This is a genomic window from Nitrospirillum viridazoti CBAmc (assembly GCF_000730165.1).
GTDB classification, from domain to species: Bacteria; Pseudomonadota; Alphaproteobacteria; order Azospirillales; family Azospirillaceae; genus Nitrospirillum; species Nitrospirillum viridazoti.
On sequence record NZ_CP022111.1, the window covers coordinates 224,325 to 249,528 of the forward strand.

The 25,204-nt window shown below is 63.2% G+C and carries 22 protein-coding genes, 1 tRNA gene, 2 pseudogenes and 2 riboswitches; of the genes and pseudogenes, 19 read left to right on the top strand and 6 right to left on the bottom strand.

Going from position 1 to position 25,204, the window contains the following annotated elements:
* From recJ to Y958_RS14515, 8 genes are all read left to right on the top strand, one after another.
* A complete protein-coding gene (gene recJ, locus Y958_RS14480) occupies nt 1-1,851 on the top strand; it encodes a single-stranded-DNA-specific exonuclease RecJ (RefSeq protein WP_088872791.1) in 1,851 nt (616 codons plus the stop codon).
* A 615-nt stretch (nt 1,852-2,466) separates the two neighbouring features.
* Entirely contained in the window at nt 2,467-3,975 is a 1,509-nt protein-coding gene (locus Y958_RS14485; RefSeq protein WP_145727878.1) for a hypothetical protein, read from the top strand.
* Between the two features lie 133 nt (nt 3,976-4,108).
* Nucleotides 4,109-4,184: transfer RNA gene (locus Y958_RS14490), tRNA-Glu, on the top strand.
* A gap of 84 nt (nt 4,185-4,268) precedes the next feature.
* The gene (locus tag Y958_RS14495; RefSeq protein ID WP_088872793.1) at nt 4,269-4,553 is read left to right on the top strand and encodes a hypothetical protein; all 285 of its coding nucleotides are present in this window, start codon (nt 4,269-4,271) and stop codon (nt 4,551-4,553) included.
* A 36-nt stretch (nt 4,554-4,589) separates the two neighbouring features.
* Nucleotides 4,590-5,024 (top strand): IS66-like element accessory protein TnpA, encoded by a 435-nt coding sequence (tnpA, locus tag Y958_RS14500; RefSeq protein ID WP_088870543.1) that lies wholly within the window; start codon nt 4,590-4,592, stop codon nt 5,022-5,024.
* Nucleotides 5,021-5,368, top strand: a complete 348-nt coding sequence (gene tnpB / locus Y958_RS14505; protein WP_088870542.1) for an IS66 family insertion sequence element accessory protein TnpB — start codon at nt 5,021-5,023, stop codon at nt 5,366-5,368. The genes tnpA and tnpB overlap by 4 nt, the downstream gene beginning before the upstream one ends.
* 45 nt (nt 5,369-5,413) lie before the next feature.
* Nucleotides 5,414-7,060 (top strand): IS66 family transposase, encoded by a 1,647-nt coding sequence (gene tnpC, locus Y958_RS14510; protein ID WP_088870541.1) that lies wholly within the window; start codon nt 5,414-5,416, stop codon nt 7,058-7,060.
* Nucleotides 7,057-7,662 (top strand): plasmid pRiA4b ORF-3 family protein, encoded by a 606-nt coding sequence (locus tag Y958_RS14515; RefSeq protein WP_088870540.1) that lies wholly within the window; start codon nt 7,057-7,059, stop codon nt 7,660-7,662. Before tnpC ends, Y958_RS14515 begins: the two co-directional genes overlap by 4 nt.
* Here Y958_RS14515 and Y958_RS14520 read toward each other — a convergent pair.
* Nucleotides 7,652-8,098 (bottom strand): hypothetical protein, encoded by a 447-nt coding sequence (locus tag Y958_RS14520; protein ID WP_145727926.1) that lies wholly within the window; start codon nt 8,096-8,098, stop codon nt 7,652-7,654. The two genes, Y958_RS14515 and Y958_RS14520, sit on opposite strands and share 11 nt — an antisense overlap.
* On the opposite strand from Y958_RS14520, the gene Y958_RS14525 reads away from it, so the two are divergent.
* Entirely contained in the window at nt 8,091-8,519 is a 429-nt protein-coding gene (locus Y958_RS14525) for a site-specific integrase (RefSeq protein WP_088872795.1), read from the top strand. The genes Y958_RS14520 and Y958_RS14525 overlap by 8 nt on opposite strands.
* Before the next feature lie 55 nt (nt 8,520-8,574).
* Here Y958_RS14525 and Y958_RS14530 read toward each other — a convergent pair whose 3' ends face one another.
* The 3 genes and pseudogenes from Y958_RS14530 to Y958_RS14540 all read right to left on the bottom strand — a co-directional run bounded on the left by Y958_RS14530 (nt 8,575) and on the right by Y958_RS14540 (nt 11,730).
* On the bottom strand, nt 8,575-8,796 hold the full coding sequence (locus tag Y958_RS14530) for a hypothetical protein (protein WP_088872796.1): 222 nt from the start codon (nt 8,794-8,796) through the stop codon (nt 8,575-8,577).
* Nucleotides 8,797-9,129: 333 nt separating this feature from the next.
* A pseudogene (locus tag Y958_RS14535) lies at nt 9,130-10,144 on the bottom strand (IS110 family RNA-guided transposase).
* Nucleotides 10,145-10,263: 119 nt separating this feature from the next.
* Nucleotides 10,264-11,730 carry a coniferyl aldehyde dehydrogenase gene (locus tag Y958_RS14540; protein WP_088872797.1) on the bottom strand — a complete coding sequence of 489 codons (1,467 nt, stop codon included), beginning with the start codon at nt 11,728-11,730 and terminating at the stop codon, nt 10,264-10,266.
* 229 nt (nt 11,731-11,959) lie between these two features.
* Between Y958_RS14540 and Y958_RS14545 the strand changes: the two genes are divergently transcribed.
* Nucleotides 11,960-12,787 carry an SDR family NAD(P)-dependent oxidoreductase gene (locus Y958_RS14545; RefSeq protein WP_088874001.1) on the top strand — a complete coding sequence of 276 codons (828 nt, stop codon included), beginning with the start codon at nt 11,960-11,962 and terminating at the stop codon, nt 12,785-12,787.
* Between the two features lie 24 nt (nt 12,788-12,811).
* Nucleotides 12,812-13,126, top strand: coding sequence for an SCP2 sterol-binding domain-containing protein (locus Y958_RS14550; protein ID WP_004273068.1), 315 nt, complete (start codon nt 12,812-12,814; stop codon nt 13,124-13,126).
* A 65-nt stretch (nt 13,127-13,191) separates the two neighbouring features.
* On the opposite strand, the gene Y958_RS14555 is transcribed toward Y958_RS14550, so the two are convergent.
* Nucleotides 13,192-13,689, bottom strand: coding sequence for a VOC family protein (locus tag Y958_RS14555; protein WP_186291408.1), 498 nt, complete (start codon nt 13,687-13,689; stop codon nt 13,192-13,194).
* 205 nt (nt 13,690-13,894) lie between these two features.
* Here Y958_RS14555 and Y958_RS14560 point away from each other — a divergent pair, with 205 nt between their 5' ends.
* From Y958_RS14560 to Y958_RS14595, 8 genes and pseudogenes are all read left to right on the top strand, one after another.
* On the top strand, nt 13,895-14,746 hold the full coding sequence (locus Y958_RS14560; RefSeq protein ID WP_088872799.1) for an SMP-30/gluconolactonase/LRE family protein: 852 nt from the start codon (nt 13,895-13,897) through the stop codon (nt 14,744-14,746).
* A gap of 48 nt (nt 14,747-14,794) precedes the next feature.
* Complete coding sequence (locus tag Y958_RS14565; RefSeq protein WP_088872800.1) at nt 14,795-16,033, top strand: NAD(P)/FAD-dependent oxidoreductase; 1,239 nt, start codon at nt 14,795-14,797, stop codon at nt 16,031-16,033.
* Nucleotides 16,034-16,303: 270 nt separating this feature from the next.
* Entirely contained in the window at nt 16,304-18,604 is a 2,301-nt protein-coding gene (locus tag Y958_RS14570) for a TonB-dependent receptor (RefSeq protein ID WP_088872801.1), read from the top strand.
* 22 nt (nt 18,605-18,626) lie between these two features.
* Complete coding sequence (locus Y958_RS14575; RefSeq protein ID WP_145727925.1) at nt 18,627-19,823, top strand: MFS transporter; 1,197 nt, start codon at nt 18,627-18,629, stop codon at nt 19,821-19,823.
* A 61-nt stretch (nt 19,824-19,884) separates the two neighbouring features.
* Nucleotides 19,885-20,601: a TetR/AcrR family transcriptional regulator gene (locus tag Y958_RS14580; protein ID WP_088874002.1), complete on the top strand. Its 717-nt coding sequence runs from the start codon at nt 19,885-19,887 to the stop codon at nt 20,599-20,601.
* A 75-nt stretch (nt 20,602-20,676) separates the two neighbouring features.
* Nucleotides 20,677-21,897 carry an amino acid deaminase/aldolase gene (locus Y958_RS14585; protein WP_244909522.1) on the top strand — a complete coding sequence of 407 codons (1,221 nt, stop codon included), beginning with the start codon at nt 20,677-20,679 and terminating at the stop codon, nt 21,895-21,897.
* Between the two features lie 13 nt (nt 21,898-21,910).
* A riboswitch (glycine riboswitch) is annotated at nt 21,911-21,999 on the top strand.
* 2 nt (nt 22,000-22,001) lie between these two features.
* Nucleotides 22,002-22,104, top strand: a riboswitch (glycine riboswitch).
* A 40-nt stretch (nt 22,105-22,144) separates the two neighbouring features.
* Nucleotides 22,145-23,395: a D-amino acid dehydrogenase gene (locus Y958_RS14590; protein WP_088872804.1), complete on the top strand. Its 1,251-nt coding sequence runs from the start codon at nt 22,145-22,147 to the stop codon at nt 23,393-23,395.
* 128 nt (nt 23,396-23,523) lie between these two features.
* Nucleotides 23,524-23,733: pseudogene (locus tag Y958_RS14595) on the top strand (IS3 family transposase); the annotation flags it as partial.
* A 269-nt stretch (nt 23,734-24,002) separates the two neighbouring features.
* Here Y958_RS14595 and bktB read toward each other — a convergent pair.
* Nucleotides 24,003-25,193, bottom strand: coding sequence for a beta-ketothiolase BktB (gene bktB, locus Y958_RS14600; protein ID WP_088872805.1), 1,191 nt, complete (start codon nt 25,191-25,193; stop codon nt 24,003-24,005).
* Between the last annotated feature and the right edge of the window lie 11 nt (nt 25,194-25,204).

Sequence of the window (25,204 nt, forward strand, 5' to 3'; positions counted from 1 at the left end):
ATGACGTTCTTGAGCTCGCCGGCGGGGGACAATCCCGCCGGGGAGCCTCGCCCCCTGTTGGGGGTCTCGCGGTCCGCCACCGGCCGGCGCTGGCTGGCCCGTCCGCATGACGAGCGGCTGGCCCTGGCCCATGCCCAGCGCGGCGGCCTGCCGGAACTGGTGGGCCGGGTCCTGGCGGCCCGTGGTGTCGACCTGGACCAGGCCGAGGATTTCCTGGGCCCCACGCTGAAACGCTTCCTGCCCGACCCGCACGCCCTACTGGACATGCAGGCCGCGGCGGAGCATCTGGCCGATGCCGTCCGGCGCGGCCGGCGCTTGGCTGTCTTCGGCGACTACGACGTCGACGGCGCCACCTCTTCCGCGCTGCTGGTGCGCTTCTTCCGCGCCGTTGGCGCCGACATCCAGGCCTACATCCCCGACCGCATCAATGAAGGCTACGGCCCCAACGCCCCGGCGCTGCTGCGCCTGCGCGAGGCCGGGGTGGACCTGGTCATCACGGTCGATTGCGGCGTGACCTCGTTCGAGCCCCTGGCCGCCGCCGCGCAGGCCGGGCTGGAGGTCATCGTCGTCGATCATCACAAGGCGGAACCGGCCCTGCCCAAGGCCCATGCCGTGGTGAACCCCAACCGCCTCGACGAGACCGTGACTGACCGCCTGGGCACCCTGGCGGCGGTGGGCGTCAGCTTCCTGCTGGTGGTGGCGGTCAACCGGATCCTGCGCGCCACCGGCTGGTACGCCAACCGGGCGGAGCCGGACCTGATGGGCTGGCTGGACCTGGTGGCGTTGGGCACCGTTTGCGACGTGGTGCCCCTGGTGGGCCTGAACCGCGCCCTGGTGGCGCAGGGCCTGAAGGTGATGAGTCGCCGCAACAACGTGGGTCTGGCCGCCCTGGCCGACGTCGCCGGCATCAATGAACGCATGGACGCCTACCACGCCGGCTATATCCTGGGGCCGCGCGTCAATGCCGGCGGCCGGGTGGGCCGCGCCGACCTCGGCACCCGCCTGCTGTCCACCGAGGACCCGGTGGAGGCGCGCGACCTGGCGGCCCAGTTGCACACCCTGAATGCCGAGCGCCGGGCGATCGAGGCCCTGGTGCTGGAAGAGGCCATCGCCATGGTGGAGGCGCAGGCCGCCACCGACGCCCTGCTCAGCCCTGGGGCCGGCGCCGGGGCGCTGGTGATCGCGGGGGCGGGCTGGCATCCCGGCGTCATCGGCATCGTCGCCTCCCGCCTCAAGGAGCGCTATGGCGTGCCGGCCTGCGTGGTGGCGCTGGAGGGCGGCATCGGCAAGGCCTCGGGCCGCTCGGTCCGGGGCATCGATTTGGGCTCGGCCGTCATCGCCGCCCGCCAGGCCGGCCTGCTGATGGCCGGCGGCGGCCACGCCATGGCGGCGGGGTTCACCGTGGCGGAGGACAGGCTGGCCGACCTGCGCGCCTTCCTGGCCGACCGTATCGCGCAGCAGACAGCGGGGCAGGGCCCGTTGGTGCCCACCCTGCACCTGGATGGCGTGGTGTCGGTGCGCGGCGCCTCCGCCGACCTGCTGGGCCACATCACCCGCCTGGGCCCCTTCGGCACCGGCAATTCCGAACCGCGCCTGGCCGTGGCCGACGCCCGCATCGTGCGGGCCGACGTGGTGGGTGGCAACCATGTGCGCTGCATCCTGTCCTCGGCCGATGGCGCCCGCCTCAAAGCCATCGCCTTCCGCGCCATGGATGAGGATCTGGGGCCGGCCCTGCTGAACCATGGCGGCCGGCCCATGCACCTGGCCGGCACCCTGCGCGCCGACCGTTGGAACGGGGCGGAGGGCGTGCAGCTCACCATTGATGACGCCGCTTTGCCGGGCGCATCGTGAAGCCGGCGACATTTATCCCGGTCGGGTAGGGCGATGCGGCGGATTTGCGCCGTTGGGTCACTATACGAAAGTAAGAAAGCCGTCACGGAGCCCCACCGGGGCTACGGTGGCGATGATTTCCATATTTTCCGCTTCCAGCCGGATGTATGTCGGCCAGCGTTACGTTGTTGGCATTAGGTGTCAGCCGCAACTATGCCCGCGTACCGTCGGCTAAATGCCATTGCGTGGGGTAGTTTAACCAAAACTATCTTTCCATCCGCTCTGAATCGCGGGCCTATTCCCCCATCTCCATTGCCGAGTCGGTTCAAATTATTGAGCGTATTATTCTGTCGCATCGGAAGTAGCGATGTCCGACGGCGTCAGTTTATGCTTGGCGGTAACCGGGCTGTCACGGGTCCATCATTTTCCGATTGTGGGCGGGACTGGATTGACAGCGGCGCTGCATTAAACGATCCTTACGCGTGAAAGGTCATTCCGTTCTACCGTTACTCTCGGTGGGCTGTTGAATGGCCGGCGACCATAAAAATCAAAGGGCCGATCATTACAACGCGGGAAGGTTCCAAGGCTCCGCCCGGGCAGCCGACGAGGACATCCGGGGGGGATGAGGGGGTATTGATGTCGGGACAGCCTGGAACGAAACGGGTGGTTGTGGCCGCACCGGAAGCCTCGGCTGACGCGGCACCGGAATCGACCCTCAGCCGCCTGGAAACCCACTTCCGCACCCTGGATGAGGGGTCGCTGGTCCGTGTGGCCGCGGCGGTGGAGAAGGCCCGCGCGACGGAGACGGGGGCCGCCTCCGATGAACAGATCCTGACCTGCTTGCGGCCCATGCTGCGCAGCCTGCGGCCCGTGCGCGTGCCCACCTTCCAGCGGGCATTGTGCGTTTGCCTGGAACCCTACCTGATCGATGCCGACTCCGTGGGCGGTGCGCGTCGGGCGGTGGTGGCCCGGTCCAGTCTGGCGCCCTGGTGGCGCCTGCTCATGGGGTCCCCCTACCGGCCGCGCCTGGCGGCGGCCACGGCGGAATATCGCAACGCCGTGGCGTCGGAGCGGCAGGACGAGATCGACGCTGTCGTCCAGTTCGGCCGCAGCATCGCGGCGGAGGCCACCACCACCCTGTTGGCGGAGGCGGCGCAGTCCGCCGTGCGCAAGCGCGAGCTGGAAGTGTTGCTGGGCAGCGCGCGCGCGTTCGAGGACGCGGCCGAGATCGCGCGCATCCTGGGCCTGGATCCGCTGCTGACCCCCTGGTTCGACCAGATCCGCGCGGTGTGCCCGCGCACGGCGGACGGCCGGGTGCACGACTTCAATCCCCAGGGCACGGTCATCGCCAAGAACGGCTACATGCACCTGCACGCCGCCGACCGCGAGGTGGTCGACTATTACTTCCACGGCCTGTTGCGCCTGCTGACCCAGCCGTGGCAGTCGCTGCGTCTGGTGCGCCTCCTGTCGGCCGATCTGCTGCGTGCCGGCGGCGACAACGCCGGCCTGCAGATGATTCCGGCCAAGCTGTTCGGCGACCTTACCCGCACCTTGGCGGAGATCGGGCGCACGGCGGCGGGCGACCGGGGCATGACCCGGCGGGTCTGGCTGATGACCTGCGCCCGCCTCATCTCCGACGCCGGCGCCATGGTGCAGGGCATGGCGGAAGAGGTGAGGGAGTTCGGCAACGCCGGATGGGAGACCATGATGGTCGAGGCCCGGCAGAAGGTGACGCAGGCGGCCGACCAGTTCGCCAGCGTGGCGGTTCGCGACGCGGCCCTGGTGCTGCCCCAGAGGGAAGTGCGCGAGAAGCTGGAGGTGCGGCTGGTGCCTGACATGGCCCACAGCCCCACGGATGACGAGGTGTCGGTGGCCCAGGCGGCCGCCACCCTATTCACCGCCTGCCGCAAGGTGGCGGAAAAGGAGGGCTTCGACCGGTCCATCCGTGCCAAGGAGGCGGATTTGGAGGCCACCTTCCAGACGGCCATCACCTTCCGCTTCGAATATCTGCGGGCGCGCGGCAAGAACAAGGCCGTGTCCGCCCAACTGCAGGCGCTGGAGAAGGTCTTGCGCTCCATGCCCAAGACCGAACCCATGCTGGACCTGATCCTGAAGGCGGAACGCGCCATCGAACGCTTTCGCTGACCAGGAACCATCACCGTTTTCCCGCCCGATCCGGCCGCGCTAACAGGCAGACCCCCTATGCGCGAAAACCGGTGGGCGGGACTTTTTATCCGCTTGCCTTATCGGGGCCGGATCATTATGTATCCACCCCGCTGTCCCCTTCGTCTAGAGGCCTAGGACACCGCCCTTTCACGGCGGCGACACGGGTTCGAATCCCGTAGGGGACGCCACGCTTCCAGCGTTTGGGCTGGATTTTGCGGGACAATCTGGGGACAAATGGGATCCGCGGGACATCCAGCGGAGACAGCTTTCCCATGGCTACCATCGCTCCCCGGAAGAACCGGGAAGGCCAGGTCATTGGCTACCAGGTGAAGATCCGGCGCACCGGCTTCCCCACCCAATCCAAAACCTTCGAGACCAGGACCGACGCGAAGCGTTGGGCCGCCGAGATGGAATCGGAAATCTCCCGTGGCGTCTTCGTCGATCGCAGCGAGGCGGAGCGCAACACCCTAGGCGACCTGATACGCCGCTATCAGGCGGAGATCACACCCACCAAGCGTAAGCGTCAGCGCAGCCCCGCCTTCCCATGGCGTTATTGATGGGCATGCTTGCCGCTCGGCTTGAGTGGTGGACGCATGGATGACGTGACGGTGATCGGCAAGGAGGCGCTTCGAAGTGCTCATACGAGCGCTTCGGAGTTGCACGGCGAAGTTTTGAGCGGGCCGGAGCGTCGGCGGCGCTGGAGTACCGAAGAGAAGCTGCGGGTTCTGGCGCAGAGCGTGGCGCCGGGGTCGTCGCCGAGCCTGACGTGCCGCATGCACGGTATCAGCACCGGTCAGCTATCGACGTGGCGCAAGCAGTTCCGGTCGGGTGAGCTGACGGGGTTCGTGCCGGTCTCGGTTGTTGCCGATGCGGCGTTGCCCGCACCGGCTGTCGTACCTGAAGTGGCGGAGCAGACGCCCGTTGCCGTCGGCGTGGTCGAGGTCGAGCTGCCGACCGGCGTGCGCCTGCGGATCACCGGCGATGTCGGTGAGGCGGCCTTGCGCCGGGTTTTGGCGGCATTGTCGTGATCGGCCTTCCGGGCAATGTCCGCCTCTACCTGGCGTGCGGCGCGACCGACATGCGCCGTGGGTTCGACAGCCTGGCCGCTCAGGTGCAGACGATGCTGAGGCTTGATCCCCACGACGGCGCGCTTTACGCCTTCCGGGGGCGGCGGGGTGACCTGATCAAGATTTTATGGTGGGACGGCCAGGGCCTCTGCCTGTTCTCCAAGCGGCTGGAGCGTGGCCGGTTCGTCTGGCCACAGGCCCGGGAGGGCTCGGTCGCGCTTACCGCCGCCCAGGTTTCCATGCTGCTGGAAGGGATCGATTGGCGGACGCCGGTGCGAACCTGGCAGCCGGACGCGGCCTGCTGAGCGCGCTCGGTCCCGTGCGGCCCCCGGCGCGTCATAGTGACTCGGATGCTGTCCACCACGCTGCCGACGGCGGCGTTTTCGGGTAGAATCCGCCCCATGACCGCCGCCGCCGCAGAGATCGCCGAGCTCCGTGCCCGGCTCGCCGAACGCGAGGCCGAACTGGCCACGGCGCGGGCGGAACTGACTGGCGCGCGCCTCCTGATCGAGCAGTACAAGGCCCAACTGGCCAAGCTCCGCCGGATGCAGTTCGGCCGCTCATCGGAGAAGCTCGACCGGCAGATCGCGCAACTGGAACTGATGCTGGAAGACCTGGAGGAAGGCGAAGCCGCCCGGACGGCGCCGTCGCTGGATGCCGGGAACGCGGCCCCGGAACGGCGCCAGCGGGACCAGCGCCATCCGGTGCGCCATCCCTTGCCGGAGCATCTGCCGCGGGAGGAGGTCGTCCATTCCCCCGGTGACGTCTGCCCCGGCTGCGGCGGCACGCATTTCTCCAAGCTGGGCGAGGACGTGACCGAGGTGCTGGAGAAGATCCCGGCCCGCCTCAAGGTGATCCGCCACATCCGGCCGAAGCTCTCCTGCCGGGCGTGCGAGGTCATCCTCCAGGCGCCTGCCCCAGACCTGCCGGTGGAGAAGGGCCGCCCCGGGCCCGGCCTGCTGGCCAATGTCGTGGTGTCGAAGTACCTGGACGGGCTGCCGCTCTACCGGCAGTCGGCGATCCTGGCGCGCGAGGGCATCGCGATCGAGCGCGCGACCTTGGCCGATTGGGTCGGCCATGCCGCCTGGTGGGTGGCCCCCCTGGCCGGTCTGATCGGTGCCCATGTAATGGCGGCGCCAGTCATCCACACCGACGACACGCCGATCAAGGTGCTGGCCCCCGGCAACGGCCAGACCCGGCTCGGTCGGCTTTGGACCTACCTGGTCGATGAGCGGCCCTGGTGCGGGGAGCGTGCGCCAGCGGCGTTCTATCGTTTCAGCCCGGATCGCAAGGGCGAACGGCCCCGTGAGCATCTCTCCGGGTTCAGCGGGGTGATCCAGGCGGACGCCTATACGGGTTATGAGGCACTGACCCGGCCATCGAGCCTGGTCCAGCCCGGCATCATCCCATCGGGCATCGTTCATGCTGCCTGCTGGGCGCATGCGCGGCGGCATCTCTACGACCAGTACGAGAAGACCAGGTCACCCATCGCCGAGGAGGCCTTGCGCCGGATCGGGCGGCTCTACGAGGTCGAGGCCGCGATCACCGGCCTGTCGGCTGAACAGCGCCGGGACGCCCGGCGGCAACTCGCCGTTCCCATCCTCGACGACCTCAAGCCATGGCTGGAGGCGCAGCAACGGCGCCTGTCGGCCAAGAACACGCTGGGCAAGGCGATCGGGTATGCGCTGAACCGCTGGGAGGCGCTCACCCTCTATGTCGCCGATGGCCGTATCGCCATCGACAACAACCCCGCCGAACGCTCCCTGCGCGGCATCGCAATCACCAGGAAGAACTTCCTGTTCCTGGGCTCCGAGGCGGGCGGCGACCGGGCGGCACTCCTCTACTCCGTCCTGGAGACGGCGAAGCTGAACGGGCTCGACCCCGAGGCCTATCTGGCGGATGTCCTGGACCGCATGGCCAAGGGGCATCCGATCAACCGGCTGGCCGAACTTCTGCCCTGGAACTGGATGCGCCGGGCTGACAAACTCGCGGCATGACCGCCGACACCCTTGCCATCCTGCGCATCGAACTGCTCCATACCGAACCCCTGGTCTGGCGCCGCGTTGCCGTGCGCGGCACCACCAGCCTCGCGGCGCTCCACAAGATCATCCAGGCCGCCATGGGCTGGCTCGACTACCATCTGTGGGAGTTCGAGGTCGAGGGGGCCACCTACGGCCTTCCCGATCCCGATGGCATGGACTGGGGGCGCACTATCAAGCGCGCCAGCACGATCAAGCTACAAAAGTTGCTCGATGCCGGTGTCGAGACGTTCGGCTACGTCTACGACATGGGCGACAACTGGGAACACCAGATCATCATCGAGCGCGTCGAGGCCGCTCAGCCGGACCAGCCCTATCCCCAGTTCCTTGGTGGCGAGCGGCGCTGCCCGCCCGAGGATTGCGGCGGAGTTCCCGGCTACTACGACTTCCTCGATGACATCGCCGGGCCCGACAAGGGCAGAGGCAGCAAAAAGAAGAAGGAAGCCCTCGACTGGTACGGCGGCCCCTACGACCCCGACGATATCGATGAAGAGCAGATCCGCATTACTCTTAAGCGGATCGCCAGCGCTTCAAGAATGAAGAAGGCCGTCAACCCTTGAACTGCTCGCCGATCCGCTGACGCTTACCACCAAGCTGGGGGGCGACAAGGAGAAGGGCCACCTGGCCGTGATCCTGGACGACCAGATCAGCCTGATGCGGATGACCATGCTGGCGTCGAAGGACGTGGGTGCGTTCCGCGACCGGATGGCCGCCGCCGCTTACGCTCCGGCCACCATCGTCCGCCGGTTGAACCTTATCGCGACCGTCATCAACCACGCCCGGTCCGAATGGGGTGTCCATGTAGTCGACAATATGGCGTCGGCCAAGCTCACGGCGCGCCCGAAGGGAGCTGACCGGAAGCGGGAACGCCGGTTGCAGCCCGCCCGCGTCGTCGCGGGACAGGAGGAGTGTCCCGCGGAGGAGGAAACCCTGTTCAAGGCGCTTGCGGCGGGCCGCCATGCGGCCCTGACGGTGCCGCTGGCCCGGCTTGGCCATCGAGACCGCCGCGCGGCAGGGCGAGCTGTGCTCGCTCGACTGGAAGGACGTGGACCTGGAGAAGCGGGTCATGACCATCCGTGGCCTGAGCGGCCAAGGTTCCAAGAACGGCGATGTGCGTAGGGTGCCCCTTTCCAGCGCCGCAGTGGAGGCCATTCGTTCCCTGCCGGGGTTCGGGGCCAAGGCTGGCCGGCTTTTCCCGGTCGACCAGAACACTTTGAAGATCACCTTCGCCCGGACTGTGGGGAAGAGAATTCCGGATCTGACGTTCCACGACCTTCGGCACGAGGCCACCAGCCGGCTCGCAAAGGTCTATACCAATCCGCTCGAACTGATGCGGGTCACGGGCCACAAGACGCTGTCGATGCTGAGTCGGTATTACCACGTTGATGCGGAGGAGCTGGCTCAGCGGCTGGCGTGAGGGTAAAGCTCAACAGCGTGGTCCCTGCTTGAGGCGCTAATTGAGAAATGGCTGTTCAGAACCATTCCGCATCGGTGGTGACAAGGGCAGGATATGCGCGACCTAGGGCTTCCAGCTGTTCGAAATCAACAAGCTTATCGACCGGCTGCCTGCGAATAAGGTCCAGAGCTTCGGCCGCCTCCAAGGGTACGGTATCCTGAGGTAAGGGGGCGCGGACGAACTCCATCAACTGCCGGCCCTTAAGGGCCGCATCATAGACCGCTAGGACCTCCGCCATGCATCTTAAATTGTCCAGCGCCAGGTACAATCCCGGCGCGTGTGTGGATGCCCCCGGTTAAGCAAGAGGAATTTTCTGACGTCGTATCGGTTGCGAGGAGTTCTATCGGTCGTGTGTCAGGCCTCATGATGTGGCCTGAACGGGCCACGGGCCGGTATGCTGTTCGAGAGATGGGGTCCACATCGGTTCAGAGAGCTTTGTCGCCCGCGCGCCGGGACTGGTTATCCCCACCTGAACATTGAAGTCCTTGCGGCCTACACCGTCAGTCGATCTTCCTGCCCGGGCCGTGAGGCCCGCAACGTGCTCCGTCAGGCGCCGTTACCGACTGCCGGATCACGCTGTCCGATAATCCTGTTGCTTGACCACCATCGCCCAAAGGGTCCGCGCCATCTTGTTGGCCAGGGCGACGGCGGCGACCATGCGCGGCTTGCGCAACAGGAGACGCCCAAGCCAATTATCCGGTGTCGCGCCGCGCCGGCAAATCCACCGGATGCGGCTCATGGCGCCAATGATCAACAGCCTTCGGATATCGTCCTGGCCCATTCGGCTCATGCCGCCCAACCGGGGCTTACCTCCGGATGACAACTGCTTCGGCACCAGGCCCAGCCAGGCCGCGAAGTTCCTGCCATCGGAAAAGGTGCGCAGGTCCGGCGCGAAGGCGGCAAGCGCACCGGCCGTGACGGGGCCGACGCCCGGAAGGGTGCAGAGACGCCGCAGAAACGCATCCGTCCGGGATGCCGATTGCAGGCGCTGAACCAGGCCGTCGATCCTCACCGTCAGAGCTTTGATCTGTTCAATGTAGAAGCCAGCCATCTCGCGGACAACGGGCGGCAGATCGTCACCCTCGGCGCCAATCGCCTCCTCCAGCCGCGTGACATTGGTCGCCCCAACCGGCGCGACGATGCCGAATTCCGCCAGATGGCCGCGCAACGCGTTGATCAGCTGCGTCCGCTGCCTCACAAAAACACTGGTGGGTCCGAAAGGTGACCGCCCGGGCCTGATGCTCCGCACTCTTCACCGCAACGAAATGAAGGTTCGGACGGCGGGCCGCTTCCGAGATCGCCTCGGCGTCCGCCGCGTCGTTCTTCTGCCGCTTCACGAACGGCTTCACGTAAATCGGCGGGATCAGCCGAACCTCATGCCCCGCACCTTCGGCGAGCCGACCCCAGTAGTGGCTGGTCGAGCAGGCCTCCATCGCAACGATGCAGCGAGACTGCCCACTCAGAAACACCATCAGCTTCTGCCGTGAAAAAGCACGATTGAACAACACCTTGCCGGAAAAGTCCGTCGTGCAGACCTGGAAATGCCGCTTGGCCAGGTCTATCGCCACCAAGTACGTCGTGGTCATGGTGCCCTCCATAACGATGTCCAGCAGACATCATAGCCTGGCATCCGCCGATGCCGAGGAAAGGGGGCATCCACACCATCAGTTCAACACCTACCACCCCGACATTTCTTCATGGACGCCTATTTGATTTGGCTTGCCAAATAGGCGCGGATCCCATGGCCATATGGTGGGCGCAACGCGCGCAGCGGGGCAATGTCCCGGCCAAGTTGCTGGTAGACGGCCTTGCGGTGGCTGAATTCCACGAACCCCTCCCGTCCGCCATAGACGCCGAAGCCCGATCCCCCAATGCCGCCGAAGGGAAGCTCGTCCTGGGCGACATGATAGAGGACGTCATTGATGGTCACACCGCCGCTGGTGGTGTTCGCCAAAACCGTTTCCTGCTCGCTTGCGTCTGTTCCGAACCAGTAGAGGCCAAGCGGTCGTTCCCGTTGATTGATATATCGGAGGGCGTCATCCAGATCCTTGTAGGGGAGGATTGGAAGGATCGGGCCGAATATCTCCTCTTGGAGGACCGCCATATCCTGGCTTGGGTTGATGACCAAGGTGGGGGCGATTTTCCGGCCAGGCAGCGGTAGTGGGGCTTCGCCCGGCGGGATCAGTTCCAGCACCGTGGCGCCGCCCGCCCGCGCATCAGCAATATAGCCGCGTAGACGACTGGCGTGCCGGTCGGAAATGATTGAGCCATAGTCTGGGTTGTCCCGGAGGGTGGGGAAGAATTGCCGGACCGCCGCTGCGGCTTCCTGGACGAAGACTGACAACTTGTCCTTCTGCACCAATACATAGTCCGGGGCTAAGCAAGTCTGGCCAGCGTTCAGCAGCTTGCCGTTCATGATGCGTCGCGCCGCCAAAGAAATATCGGCGGTGGAGGAGACGATCGCTGGACACTTGCCACCCAACTCCAGAGTTAGTGGCACCAAGTTCTCCGCCGCCGCCCGCATAACATCACGCGCGACGGTGCCACCGCCCGTGAAAACCAGATGGTCAAATCGGAGATGAGAAAACGCTTTGGCAACGTCGGGGCCGCCAGTGCAAACCGCTACCTCGTCCGGTGAGAAGGCATTGGCGACCAACCGCTCCATCAACGAGGAGGTTGCAGGAGTCAGTTCAGAAGGCTTAATCATCGCCCGGTTGCCGGCGGCCAGGACTCCGGCAAGAGGGGCGAACACCAAATGGAATGGGACGTTCCATGGGCTGACAATGCCCACAACGCCCTTCGGCTGATAATGAAGGGTCGCCTTCGCCCCCAGCAGCGATAGTATCCAAGGGCTGGTCCACCGCCTTTCCGGCTTCATCCAGCGCGTGACGTTGCGGCGCGCGAATTTAAGTGCCGCCAGCGGCCCCGCAAGGTCCATCAACAGGCTGACCTCCGTCGATCGCGTTCCGAAATCCTGTGCCAGGGCCTGGGTGATTTCCTTGGTGTTGCTCAGCAGAAGGTCGATGCACCGGCTCAGGCGGTCAATCCGCGTCGCGGCGGAGGGCGCCCCCGCTTGAATTTGCGCGCTTCGCTGCCTTTCGAGCAATGCCCGCAACGTGTCGGCGCTGTCGGGTTCGGGGACCCTGGTCGGCGCTAAGGTGTCGCTGCACATTGAGATTCTCCCATTCTTGCCGGCGGCTTTGTTTCTATTCAGAATATACTATTAGCTATATATGGCGAACTGTCCAGCGCTGGATCATGCGCCTTTCCTGCGCCAGATTGCCTGGAATGCGCAACTTCTCGGCCCCATCGCCTTGGCCTCAGTCGGGACTTGACGGCAATGATAATATAGTCATTACTATTTTATCCGGCTGAGGGCCGGCTTGCATCTCGGGGCGATCATGAAAAAGAAAAAGCCACAGGTATTTTTCATCACCGGAGCAGCCAGCGGCATTGGGGCCGCCACCGCCCGGCTGCTGGCCAGTCAAGGCCATGCCGTCATGCTGGCGGACATCAACGCGAAAGGTGTGCGGGACGTAGCCGCCAGCCTCGGCTCCAATGCCGATGCGGTGGCTTTGGATATTACATCGCCGGCCGCCTGGGAGGCGGCGCTGGACCTGACCTATAGCCGTTTCGGCACCTTGGATGTGCTGGTCAACAACGCGGCAATTGTGGTGACCGGGAACGCGCGCGATGTCCCGGTCGCGCACCACCAGCGCACCATAAATATCAATTTCATGGGCCCCCTGACCGGTTCCCTGGCGACGTTGGAGCGGTTTCGGGCGCAGGGCCACGGGCACGTCGTGACCGTTTGCAGCATGGTCTCCTTTATGCCTTTTCCAGGCATCGCCAGTTATGGCGCCTCAAAACAGGCTTTGAGAGCCTTCCATCACGCCCTGGCATTCGAGGAGCGGAATACGGGCGTCGACTTCACCATTGTTCACCCGACCGCCACCGAAACACCGATGTTGGAGCAGGAGGAAAGGGACGACGCCTGTGGCTTCGCTTTCCTCGCCGACCCGGTGTCACCGGAGTTTGTTGCCGAAACGGTGGTGACGGCAATCCGGCGGAAATCAATTGAAGTCTTCATGCCGCCGGAGCAGGCGAAGGTTATTCGTTCGCTGGGAACAGATGCCCCGCGGATGCGTAAACTTTATGCCCAGATGGAAGAAATTGGGCGCAGTGCTCAGCATGAGCGTCGCCAGTCCCACAATCCTAACTCTCACTAATCTGTACAATAGAAGGAATAAAACATGGTATCTGTCGAAGATTTCATCGAAAGCGTCGTCGGAAAACTGAAAACGGCGATAGCAGCAAAACCTGCCCCTGCCAAAAGTCTCAAGATAAAGATCAAGGATGTCGGTGTCGTGCTGGCGAATGCCGCGACCGTCGAGGCCCAAGAGGGGGCGGCGGATACCGTCATCACCGTGTCCCGTTCAGACTTCGAAAATTTGGCGTCGGGAAAGCTGAATCCCCAGATGGCCTATCTACAGGGCAAGATCAAGATTGAGGGCGATCCCGCCGCCGCCCTTCAGTGGCTGCCGTTTATTCAGGGGAAGGTCTCTTAATATTTGGTTCCGGCCCCATTCCCGGCCGACTGCTGGAATGGGGCCAAATCCTCGCGCCCCGGCGATTAGGCCAAGCCAACCATCTCCGCCAGTGACTTTGGGCCCCCGAGGTCGATCAATTCCAGCAGGGTTCCATCCGGATCACGCAAAAAGACCATGCGGATGTCCGGCGGCATGGCCGTGGGCGGACCCATGTTCGCCAGGCCTGCGGCCAATAATTCGCCATAGGCGATATCGACATCGGGCACGCTGAAGGTAAGGGCGACGTAGGTGGACGGCGGAGTTTGGCCGACCGACGCCCCATCCGGCTCCGTTGCCGTCGGTTTGGCCTTTTTAATGAGTTCCACCGCGATATTGGCAATTAATCCTATGACGACGCGGTCTTTCTCAGGCCCCTCCTGATTGTCATAGAAGGCTCTGAATCCAAACACCCTGCTATAGAAATCAATGGAACGCGACAGGTCGCTTACGTGAATCCCTACGTGGGATAAGGCCAAAGGGCGCACCAGTGCGTTGTCGGCGCTTTGCTCATGATCGGTCATTTCACTCTTGGTCTCGTCCATGGCCGGAGTCCTCGTCCTCAAAGATTGTCGGAATCGCGGCCTTGGCATTGCGGCGGCGATTGCGGGATGGACTATCCAACAATGCCCTTTGCATAGCAATAACTATCCTGTAGCATCGAAGGCGGGCGGGTGTCCTTGGCGGGGAATCCGACTGAAAAATACCAAAAACCTCCGATTCCAAGCATGACGTACGGGAGGCCATGACATGGCGAGAGAAATAAATATAGTTATTAATAACTTATCGTTCGGTGAAGCGCCGCGCTGGCGTGCCGACGGGCTTTACTTCTCCGACGTTCATGCCGACAGGGTCATGGTGTTGCGAGGTGACGGGGGCCTTGAAGCCGTCATGAGCGCCTCGGGGCCGGTCTCGGGGCTGGGCTGGTTGCCTGACGGGCGGATGCTTGTGGTTTCAATGCTGGACAAGCGTGTGTTGCGCCTGGAGCCGGACGGTGCGACGGCGGTTCATGCCGATCTCTCCGAACTGGCGACCGGCCCGGCCAACGACATGATCGTAGGGCCGACAGGGGTGGCCTATGTCGGAAACTTCGGCTTTTCCCTCTTTCCCCCGGAACCGCCCAAGTTGGCGGTGCTGGCGGCGGTGGCACCCGACGGTCACGTCACCGTCGCGGCGGAAGACTTGTTCTTCCCCAACGGCATGGTCATCACTCCCGATGGCCGGACTTTAATTGTGGGGGAGAGTGGGGGGCAATGCCTGACCGCTTTCGACATCGCCGACAATGGTGGCTTGAGCAACCGCACGGAATGGGCGGCTCTTGGTGATGGCGCGCTTCCTGATGGAATTTGTCTGGACGCCGAAGGGGCAATCTGGGTGGCCTCGCCACCTACCAATGAGGTGCTGCGTATAAGACAGGGCGGCGAGGTGCTGGAGCGCATCGCCACCGATCAGCAAGCGATTGCCTGTGTCTTGGGCGGTGTCGACCGCAAGACGCTGTATGTCTTTACCGCCGAGAGTACCGAACCCGCATTTTGCCGGGAGCACCATACAGCGCGCCTGCTGGCGATAAACGTCGATGTCCCCGGCGCGGGTTGGCCGTAAGCCCCAAGGATCATTATTGCCGCTGACGTAGCATAAAAAGGGGTTGAAATGGACACGTTCGATGTCGTCGTCGTTGGATCGGGGGCCTTTGGTGCCAGTACCGCGTTCCATCTCGCCAAGGCGGGGCGCCGCGTGGCGTTGGTGGACCAAGCGGCCTTGGGGTCACAGACGTCGCCGCGGGCTGCAGGCTTGACTGGTCAGTTGCGCCGTACCGACATCATGATGGAACTCGCCCGTCGTTCCGTCGACAAGATGGTGCACTTCACAACGGAAACGGGGCTGCCCATCGAGTATGTCCAGGCCGGCAGTTTGATCATCGCGCGGACCCCTGAACATGCGGCCGGACTGAACTTGGCTGTCGAGAATGGTCGGCGCTTTGGTCTGGACGTGGCAATGATAAGCCCGGAGGCGGCCAGGGACCGTATGCCCATTCTGGAGATGGACGGCATTCATGCCGTTTCATTCACACCCACGGACCTCCATCTGGAGCCGGAGCAGATCGCCTTGGGCTACGCCAACGCAGCTGCGTCGCTGGGGTGCTCCCTCATGCCCGATACAAGGGTGACGGGCATCGTGGTGGAAGGCGGCCGCGTCAATCGGGTGCTCACTGAACGTGGTGAGCTGCACGCCCTTGCCGTGGTGGACGCGGCCGGCGGCTGGCTGCGCCTGGTGGGAAATATGGCCGGTGTATCGCTTCCGGTGGTGCCCACTCGCCATCAGCTTCTAATCACCGAACCCATGCGGGCCGCACGCCCGGACATGCCTACCGCGCGGGTCATTGACGCCAATGCCTATGTGCGTCCCTGCAGGGGCGGCTTGATGTTCGGGGGATACGAGCAAGATCCGGTAACTGTGGATTTGGCCGAACGAGGACCGGAATTCCGGATTGATGACCTAGCGTTGGATATAGCTGTTCTGCGACGGCTTATAAAATCAGTCGAAGGTCAGTTCCCGTTACTGAAGGACGCGCCAGTACGCGAGCATCGCGGTGGCCTACCGACGATGACCCCGGACGGCTTCCATCTTGTGGGCCCGGCCCCCGGAGTTTCTGGTCTGTATATCATCGGCGGTTGCAATGTCGGCGGTTTATCAGTCTCTCCAGCGTTGGGAGAAGTGCTGGCGGGCTGGATTGCTGAAGGTAAATCACCGGACCTGGATATGTCGGTAATGTCTCCAGCCCGCTTTACCCAAGGAATACCGACGCTCGAATTGCTGGAGCGGTGCAGGCTGCAGTACGCCAACTATTACACTGGGCAGCCCAGGGACGTCGACTCTCAGTCCTTTTGAAGGTTAGGGGGGCGACCTGATTACAGCAAGGGCAACTCGCGCTCGGCTCGCAGGGTGCGTTTACGCCTTGGCGGAACGGCCCCGTCTGCCCTTTGTCCTATCCGCGGCTTGTCCACCGTTTAGAAATAGTGAAGGCCTGCTAAGGGCACACAAGCCCGATTCTCATATTTTATTTCGCGATTGGAAGCAACGTCAAGAATGTGCTCGATCGCATGCAAGTAGAATAACAATGTAACCACAATAGGCCACGACAGGGGGCCTGGGAGAGAGATGATGCGGTACAATGATGTGCTGATGCGCACGGTCGCGCTGGGGGTGTTGCTTGCCGCGAACTCGGCGGAAGCTCAGAATGCAGCCTCAGGCGATGCTCGGTCGGGCTCGGAAGACGTTCTGCAGGATATTGTGGTGACAGCCCAGCATCGCAGCGAGAACATTCAAAATATTCCAATTGCCGTTAACGCGCTTGATGGCCAGACCTTAAAGAATCGTGGTGTGACATCCAGCGAAGATATTGCCGAATTCGTCCCTAATCTTCAGATTAGCTTACCTTATGGTGTCGGCAGCCAGCCCATTATAACAATCCGAGGTGTCGGGTTGAATGATGTGAGTACCAATAACGCGGGACCCAACGGCGTTTATATTGATGATGTCTATATGAGCTCTCCCGCTTCTCAGAGCTTCCAGACCTTTGACTTGGAGCGGGTGGAGGTGCTGAAGGGCCCCCAGGGAACGTTGTATGGCCGGAACACCACCGGTGGCGCCATCAGCTATATCTCGGCCCGGCCGACGGATGAGCCAAGCGCCAGTGTTCATGCCAGCTACGGATCCTACAATACCTACCAAGTCGATGGATTTGTGAATGGCCCATTGGACGATCGTGTAAACGCCCGGATCGCCTTTAATCACAACGGTTCGGATGGATTCATGAAGAATCTCCAAACCGGCCAGCGCCAGGGGGGCACTGATGACTATGCGGTACGGACTTTGTTTGAAATCAAACCGTCTGATGACCTGACGCTGCTGCTGAACCTTCATTGGGGGCGACAGCAGACACTGCCCACCCCCTATCACGAAGTGGGGACGCTTGATCCTTCGACGGGAGGCTTTTGCTCCACGGCCCAAGTGCAGGCGAGCAGTTGTGTCGACGCCTACGGCTACCATGGTCCATCCAACCTCTATAAGGGTAACTACAACCGCACCGAGGAAACGACGGTCGCTGCCAACGGCGCATCATTGCGGGCCGATTACTCCCTGGAAGATGTAACCCTGACCTCGATCACGGCCTATGAAAGCAGCCGTCGGACCGATCCGGAGGACTCCGACAGCGAGCCGCTGCGCCTGCTGGAGATCGATTGGGGTGTCACATCCAAGAGCTACTCCCAGGAATTCCGTGCTGCTGGCGGGGATGCCGCGCTGCATTGGGTCGGTGGCCTGTATTACATGAATGAGATACTTTGGCAGAACCAGACCAGCCGTGCTTTCCAGGACCTTGATCTGGTTTTTGGCCCCGGCGCTGGCGAGGGGGTGGCGCTGGTGGGCGGTGATACAAGCCGGCAGCGGACATCGGCCTACGCCGCGTTCGGGCAAACGGACTTCGATGTCGCCGACGGGCTCCGTCTTACGTTGGGTGGACGCTTTACCCACGAGGAAAAGACCTTCGCCACAATCGGGGCGCTCAGTCTGGAGACGAATGGAGCGTTTCCCGCCGCCACGCCGATTTATGCGGCGAACGAGAAGCTGGAGAATAACGCAGCCTCATGGCGCGCGGCTCTCGATTATGAGGTGGAGCCTGACATCCACGTCTATACCAGCGTTGCGACCGGCTTCAAAAGCGGCGGCTACAATGGCGGGTTCCTGGCATCAAATCCGGTGGACGCGGCAACCCAGTTGCGGCCTATCCAACCGGAGAAGGTCACGGCGTATGAGGTGGGTTTCAAGACCGATTTGCTGGACCGTCGCCTGCGGTTCAATGGTGCGGCCTTCTATTATGACTACACCAATATGCAGGTCTATAACTTGACCCCGGCCAGCAATCCCGGCGACCTGCCGGTTTCCGTCCTGGTGAATGCCCCCACGGCAACCATCAAGGGGGTGGAGCTTGAACTGAGCGCGAAGCCTTTGTCCGGGCTGACCACCAGCTTGAATTTAGGGTATCTGGACGCCCGTATGGGGAATTTTAACCTCGGCGGCGTCACCACCAGTTTGGAGAACCTGACCGGTAATCGCCTGCCTTCGTCACCCCGTGTTACCGCGATTGCGATGGCTGACTACGCCATTCCCTTGGCAAACCAAGCGACGGTGACCATCGGGACTTCAGCCTCGTATCGCACGCGGCAGTTCTTCGATATTCGTAACAATCCATTGCTGGTGCAGGGGGCCTATTGGCTGTTGGACGCTCAAGTCCGTTATTCCAGCCCCGGCGGTCGCTGGAGTTTGGGCGTTTTCACCAAGAACCTGACGGGGACCAAATACATAACCTATGGTGCTGACCTGTCCAATCCCTTCGGCTTTATTCAGCAGGTCGCGGGCGCCCCCCGGACGGTTGGCATTCAAGCCACCCTCCATTTCTAGCTTCATGGGCGGGGTTACCAACATGGCGGATTTACCTTTGCGGGACTCTGCGGCAATCGAAGTTTCGGAGATGGAGGGGCGGGAGGATATGGCCCTTGTACGTCCCAAGCCGTTACAAGCGTTTGCCGCGCTCTACGGTGGCGCCATCGCGTTGCTGATCACCGGCTTGCAGCCTTTGGTATTGGGGCAACTTGAGCAAGAGGGGCGCCTGACGGCCTCCGAGATCGGGCTGACGGCCATGGCGGAACTGCTGATGGTCGGTATTGGGGCGGCCGTCGCGGGCTGGATATTCAAGCCCCGATATTTGCGCATGATTGGCGGCGCGGCGGGCATGGTCCACGCGCTCGCCAGCGTGGCCGCCATGGCTGCGTCTGGCCTTGAGATCGTCATCAGCCGGGCGATCGCTGGGCTTGCCGCGGGCATCCTGTTGTGGATAGCCATGGGCATGATCGCCCGAACCAGCCAGCCCGAACGATGGTCCGGCTCGTTCCTGACAGGCGAAACGCTTTTCCAGCTTATCGTCGTGACCACCTTGTCCACATTGGTCGTCCCGCGCTTCGGTGCGAACGGCGCCCTGGCTGGTATGGCTGTACTCTCGGCCATGGCCGCGCTGTTCAGTTCACTGAACCTTGATAACTACCCTCTGCTTGTGCCACAGCATGCGATCCCCGGTAGTCGTCTGCCGATGGAACCGTTGATTGCCTTATTGGGTGTGTTTGTTTTTCTGGCTGCGATGAGCGCCACCTGGGTCTACCTGGATCAGCTGGGGGCCCAGCTGAATTTGCCGGCAACGGTCGTGGGAACGGCGATGTCCGTATTCCTCGCTTTCCAGGTGGCGGGTGGGGCCAGTGCGACATGGCTGGGGTCGCGTCCGCCACTACTGCCAGTCCTCGGGGGAGCGAGCCTGCTTGGCATTCTTGGATTTTTCATCCTCGCATACGCGCCATCACCAGGGGCCTTCCTGGCGGGGGCGGCCATCTTCGGCTTCGTCTGGTTGTTCGCATTGCCCTACCAACTGCTTCTTCTGGTAAAGGTCGATGATAGCCGCCGGGCGGCGTTGCAACTCCCTGCTGCCCAGCTTTTGGGCAGCGCCGGCGGGCCGTTGCTGGCCTCATTCCTGGTCGGCGACGTGGATGCGCGGCCCGCCGTGTTTCTCGGTATGGCAGGCCTGGGTGTGACATTTTTTCTTTTCGCCTGGTCCCAGCGGCGTGCCGCCTGAGGATAGCGCTTGGGATCGGCGCCGGTAATGTCTACTATCTTGCGCTGTCCATAGCTTTATGATGATCGACGTGAGCAATACTGAATCCGCTGGCCCTATTTCCCGCCGCGCCAAGTCTGCCGAAAAGCGCGACAATCCGGAGGCAAGGCCCCGCCCGCCCCGCCCGACGGCCGGGCGGGCGTTGGAAACATATGAGAAGCTGGTGACGGCAGCGGGAGAGCTGCTGGCCGAAGTCGGCTTCGAGCGCTTGACATCCAACGCCGTCTGCGCGCGGGTACAGGTGACGCCGCCGGCTTTCTACCGATATTTCAACGATAAATACGAGGTGTTGGAGGAACTGGCGGAGCGTCTGCTGAAGAAGCAGAATGACGCCTTTGCCGTCTGGCTTTTCCGTGGTGGGGCTTGGGGAGAGCCCGCGCATCGCGTGGCTGCCCTCGAAGCCTGGTTCAGGACCGCTGCCGATATTGTCGCCAAAGAGCCCGGAGGAATCTGGACCATCCGCGCCCTGCGCGCGTTGCCAAATCTGGCGCATATTCGTTTGAAATCTCAAAGGCAATTCACGGATCAAATGTGCGAGCTCGCGCGCCGGTTATGGCCACAGGTTCCTCCCGACCTTCTCTGGTATCGCCTGCGTATCGGCGCCGAATTCGGCTATGTCATCGACGAATTGGCATTGGAGGAGGATCGCCTGCCTTCGGACGTTCTTTTCCGGGAAGCTGCGTATCTGATCAGCGGTCTGATGGACGGGTTGGTCCGCACCGAAGAGACAAAAATATAGCATTTACTATTTTTCTGTCCAGAGTAACATTCCCGGAGACGCCAGTCCTGTGCTGGCGCTTAACGGGGGATGCTCATGGATGGTTTTCATGTGGCGGCCAATACGGCCGGCAATCAATACCAGCGATACAAGGCGATATTGGCGCAGGAACGGCTGCCCGTGGCCTTCGTCGACCTTGAGGTGATGCAGCGCAATGTTGACGCGCTGGCCAAGCGGGCGGCGGGCTTACCCATCCGGTTGGTGACAAAGTCGGTGAGATGCCTTTCCATCCTGCGCCGATATTATGGCAAGGGCCCTTTTCTCTCCGGCCTCATGTGCTATTCACCCGCTGAAGCGGCCTGGTTGGCGGAGGAGGGCTTCGACGATCTCCTGGTCGCCTATCCGTCGGCGGAGACCGCCGACCTGGCGGGGGTCATCCGGCAATTGCGGCTGGGTCGGAACATCGTCTTGATGGTCGACAGTCCGGTGCAGGTGGACCATCTGGACCGTATGGCCCGGGAAAGCGCCGCTGTCTTCCGGGTTGCCATCGATTTGGACATGTCATCGGACTTGCCGGGGCTTCATTTCGGCGTCCGTCGTTCTCCCCTGACGACACCATCGGATGTTCTGGCCCTGGCCCGCCGCATTGATGGATGTACCGGGGTGCGGCTCATGGGGTTGATGGGCTACGAAGGCCAAATCGCTGGACTTATGGACGACGTTCCAGGACAGGGCTTGCGAAATCTTATCCTGCGCAGGCTGAAAGCCTGGTCGGGCCCCCAGGTGAACGCCCGCCGGGACGACAGCGTGCATATGTTGAAGAAGGCGGGGATCCACCTGCGATTTGTCAATGGTGGGGGGTCGGGCAGCTTTGAGAGCACGCGGACCGATCCCAGCGTGACGGAACTGGCGGCCGGATCGGCGCTCTACGCACCCGCTCTCTTTGATCACTACCGTAATTTCAAGCTTGAGCCCGCCGCAGGGTTCGCCGTCCGCATCGCCCGCCAGCCCAAAAGGGATGTCTTCACCTGTAGCGGGGGCGGGTACCCGGCCTCCGGTCCCAGTGGCTTGAACAGGGCTCCGATCCCCTGGTTGCCGGAGGGAAGCCGGCTCATCCCCGACGAGGGGGCCGGTGAGGTTCAGACACCCGTTGTCTATGATGGGCCTGAAGAACTCCGGATCGGCGACCCGGTATTATTCAGGCACGCCAAGGCGGGCGAGCTGTGCGAGCGCTTCAATGAACTGCTGCTGATCGAGAACGGGCAGGTGGTGGAGCGGGCCAAAACGTATCGTGGACAGGGCCACTGCTTCCTGTAGAGTAATTTTCATTGTGCCTCGCGCGGGAGAGCATGGCCAAGGGCCATCGCCGAAGGAGCAACCGCCCCGGAATCTCTCAGGCACCCGGACCGCGCCAGGCCCAACATCCGAAGAGTGGCCATCCTTTTGGAACCGGCCCGCCGTAGGAGAAAGCGGCCCCCCCATCCCGGGGAAAGCCCGTGAAGCTCTCAGGCCCAAACACGGATGGGGCGTATTCCGCCGGATGCCCGGCGGATGGAGCCGTACCATGTCCCAGACAGCTGAAACATCATCATCGCGCACCGCCGTGATCGGGGCCGGCATCACCGGCATCACCACGGCGTATCAGTTGCAGGAAATCGGGGAGAACGTCGTCGTATTCGACCGGCATCCTTATGCCGCCATGGAAACCTCCTACGCGAACGGGGGGCAATTATCCGCCTCGAACGCCGAGGTTTGGAACCAGGCGGGCACGGTCGTGAAAGGCCTTAAGTGGATGCTGCGCCGGGATGCGCCTTTGCTGGTGAATCCCAGACCCTCTTGGCACAAATATAGCTGGTTCGCGGAATTTCTGGCGGCCCTGCCGTCCTACCGCGACAACACCATCGCCACCACCCGCTTGGCCATCGCGGCACGCCGGCACCTGCTTGATATGGCTGATCGGGAAGGCATCGATTTCGCCTTAGAGCAGCGCGGTATTCTGCACGTCTACCGGGATGCGCCGGCGCTGGCGCATGCAACCCGTGTCAACGTCCTTTTGCGAGAGGGTGGCCTTGACCGGCGGCCCGTCGACGCCGACGAAATCCAGGCGTTGGAACCCGCTCTTCAGCAGCGTTTCCTGGGCGGATTCTACACGCCCAGCGACTTTACCGGGGACATACACCTTTATACCACCGGCTTGGCCCAGGCTGTTGCCCGACGCGGTGGCCAGTTGTGTTTTGAAACCCTCATTACCGGGCTGAAGCCGCGGCGCGATGGTGTCGAACTCCGGTGGCGAGGGGCGACCGGCGAGGGGGAAGGGCACTTCGACCGGATTGTCGTGTGTGGTGGCGTGGGATCCCGATGGCTGGCGTCGCAGTTGGGAGACCGTGTCAACGTCTATCCGGTGAAGGGTTATTCCATCACCGTCAACCTGTCGGATGCCGAGAGCCAACAGGCGGCCCCTTGGGTCAGCTTGCTGGACGATGCCACGAAAATTGTAACAAGCCGATTGGGTGTCGGACGGTTCCGTATCGCCGGCACCGCGGAATACAATGGGGAGAACCGCGATATCCGGGCTGATCGCATCGCCCCGCTGATACGCTGGTGCCGCACTTTATTCCCCGGGGTCAGCGTGGAAAGCGTGGTTCCATGGGCCGGGCTGCGGCCCATGATGCCGGACATGATGCCGCGCGTTCAACCCGGCGGACGCGCGGGCGTTTACTACAACACAGGCCACGGGCATCTCGGTTGGACCTTGTCGGCCATGACTGCTTGGATGACGGCTCAGCTTGTGGCGGCGCATCGTCAGGGAAGGTGAGAGGAAAACAAAGATTCTTTCGCGCCTTGCAAGGCCCGACCCGGCGGGTGCACCCCTACACCCTGTGCCGGAACGTGCCGCACAAACCTGATGATGAACGGTGGTTCACAGCCCTCGAACAACCGTTCATGGCCGAAACCATCAATGGCCTCTACAAGACCGAAGTGGTCCATCGCCGGGGGCCTTGGCGAACCTTGGAAGCCGTCGAATTCGCCACCCTGGAATGGGTCGACTGGTTCAAGCACCGCCGTTTGCTGGCCCCCATCGGGAATATCCCGCCAGCCGAGGCCGAGGCGCCCTACTATGCTGCCGCCGACAACCAAACCTTGGCGGCATGACTCACAACAGTCAGCCTCCGGTAAACTCGGGGCGGTTCACCTGGGCCTACCTCGGCTCTCCTGACCTCAACTCTTCGAACCGCCCGGTGCAGACCCGCATGCCGGGTGGTGTGGGAGGGGCGCGGTCCAAAAGGATCGCCCCCTATCCCGATTATCACTTTCTTCAGCTGTTTAAGTACGTTGCCTCGCTTTTCCCAGGAGGCCCACTTCGATGCCGGTTCACAGCTCAGCTTGTTGCAAGCGGACGCCCGCAGGTGAAGCGCGTCCCTCTATGCCCGGCGCTCCAGCACCATCGCGATACCCTGTCCTCCGCCGATGCACATGGTGGCCAGGCCATAGCGGCCACCGATACGCTCCAGCTCATACAGTGCCTTGACGGTGATGATGGCGCCGGTGGCGCCCAGAGGGTGGCCCAATGCGATGGCGCCGCCGTTCGGATTGGTTTTTTCGGGCGGCAGACCCAGGTGCTGAGAGACGGCACAGGCCTGGGCGGCGAAGGCCTCGTTGCTCTCGATGACGTCCATGTCCCCGACCGTCAGGTCGGCTCGTCTCAAGGCGATTTCCACGGCGCCTACCGGACCCAGGCCCATCACCTCCGGGGCAACACCGGCGTGACCCCAGGATATGAGGCGGGACAGGATCGGCAGGTTCCGCCGCTTGGCCTCCGCGGCGGACATGAGCACCACGGCGGCCGCCCCGTCATTGATGCCGGAGGCGTTGCCGGCCGTGACGGTGCCGTCGCGCTGGAAGGCGGGGCGCAGGGTCGCGAGCTGCGCCGGCGACACGTCGGGCCGCACATGCTCATCGGTGTCGAACAGGGTGGTGCCCTTGCGGCTCTTGATCTCGACCGGGACGATCTGGGACTTGAAGCGGCCCTCGGCGATGGCTCGCGCCGCCCGCTGGTGGCTCTCGGCGGCGAAGGTGTCCTGCTGTTCCCGTGTAATGCCGCACCGCTTTGCCACGTTCTCGGCCGTGACCCCCATGTGGCCGTGGCCGAAGGGATCCGTCAGGACGGTCAGCAGGGCGTCCGTCAAAGCGGCGTCGCCCATCTTGGTGCCGCCGCGCGAGGAGGTCAGCACGTGGGGGGCGTTGCTCATGCTTTCCGCCCCGCCGGCGACCGCGACATCGCATTCCCCCAGCCGGATAGCCTGTGCCGCCGAAATGATGGCCTGCAAGCCGGAACCGCAGAGCCGGTTCAGGGTCATGGCGGGGGCCGCCGCCGGGATGCCGGCGCGCAGTGCGGCCACCCGGGCCAGATAGGCGTCATGGGGGTGGCTGGGGATGACCTGCCCCATGACGACGTGGCCCACCCCCTCCGGGGCGGTGCCGGCCCGGCGCAGAGCCTCGCCGATGACGAGGGCGCCGAGGTCGGCCGGCGTGATGTCCTTCAGCGAGCCGAGGAACCCGCCCACGGCGGTTCGCACCGCCCCGACGATAACGACGTCATTGCCTGTAACCATCCTTAGTTCTC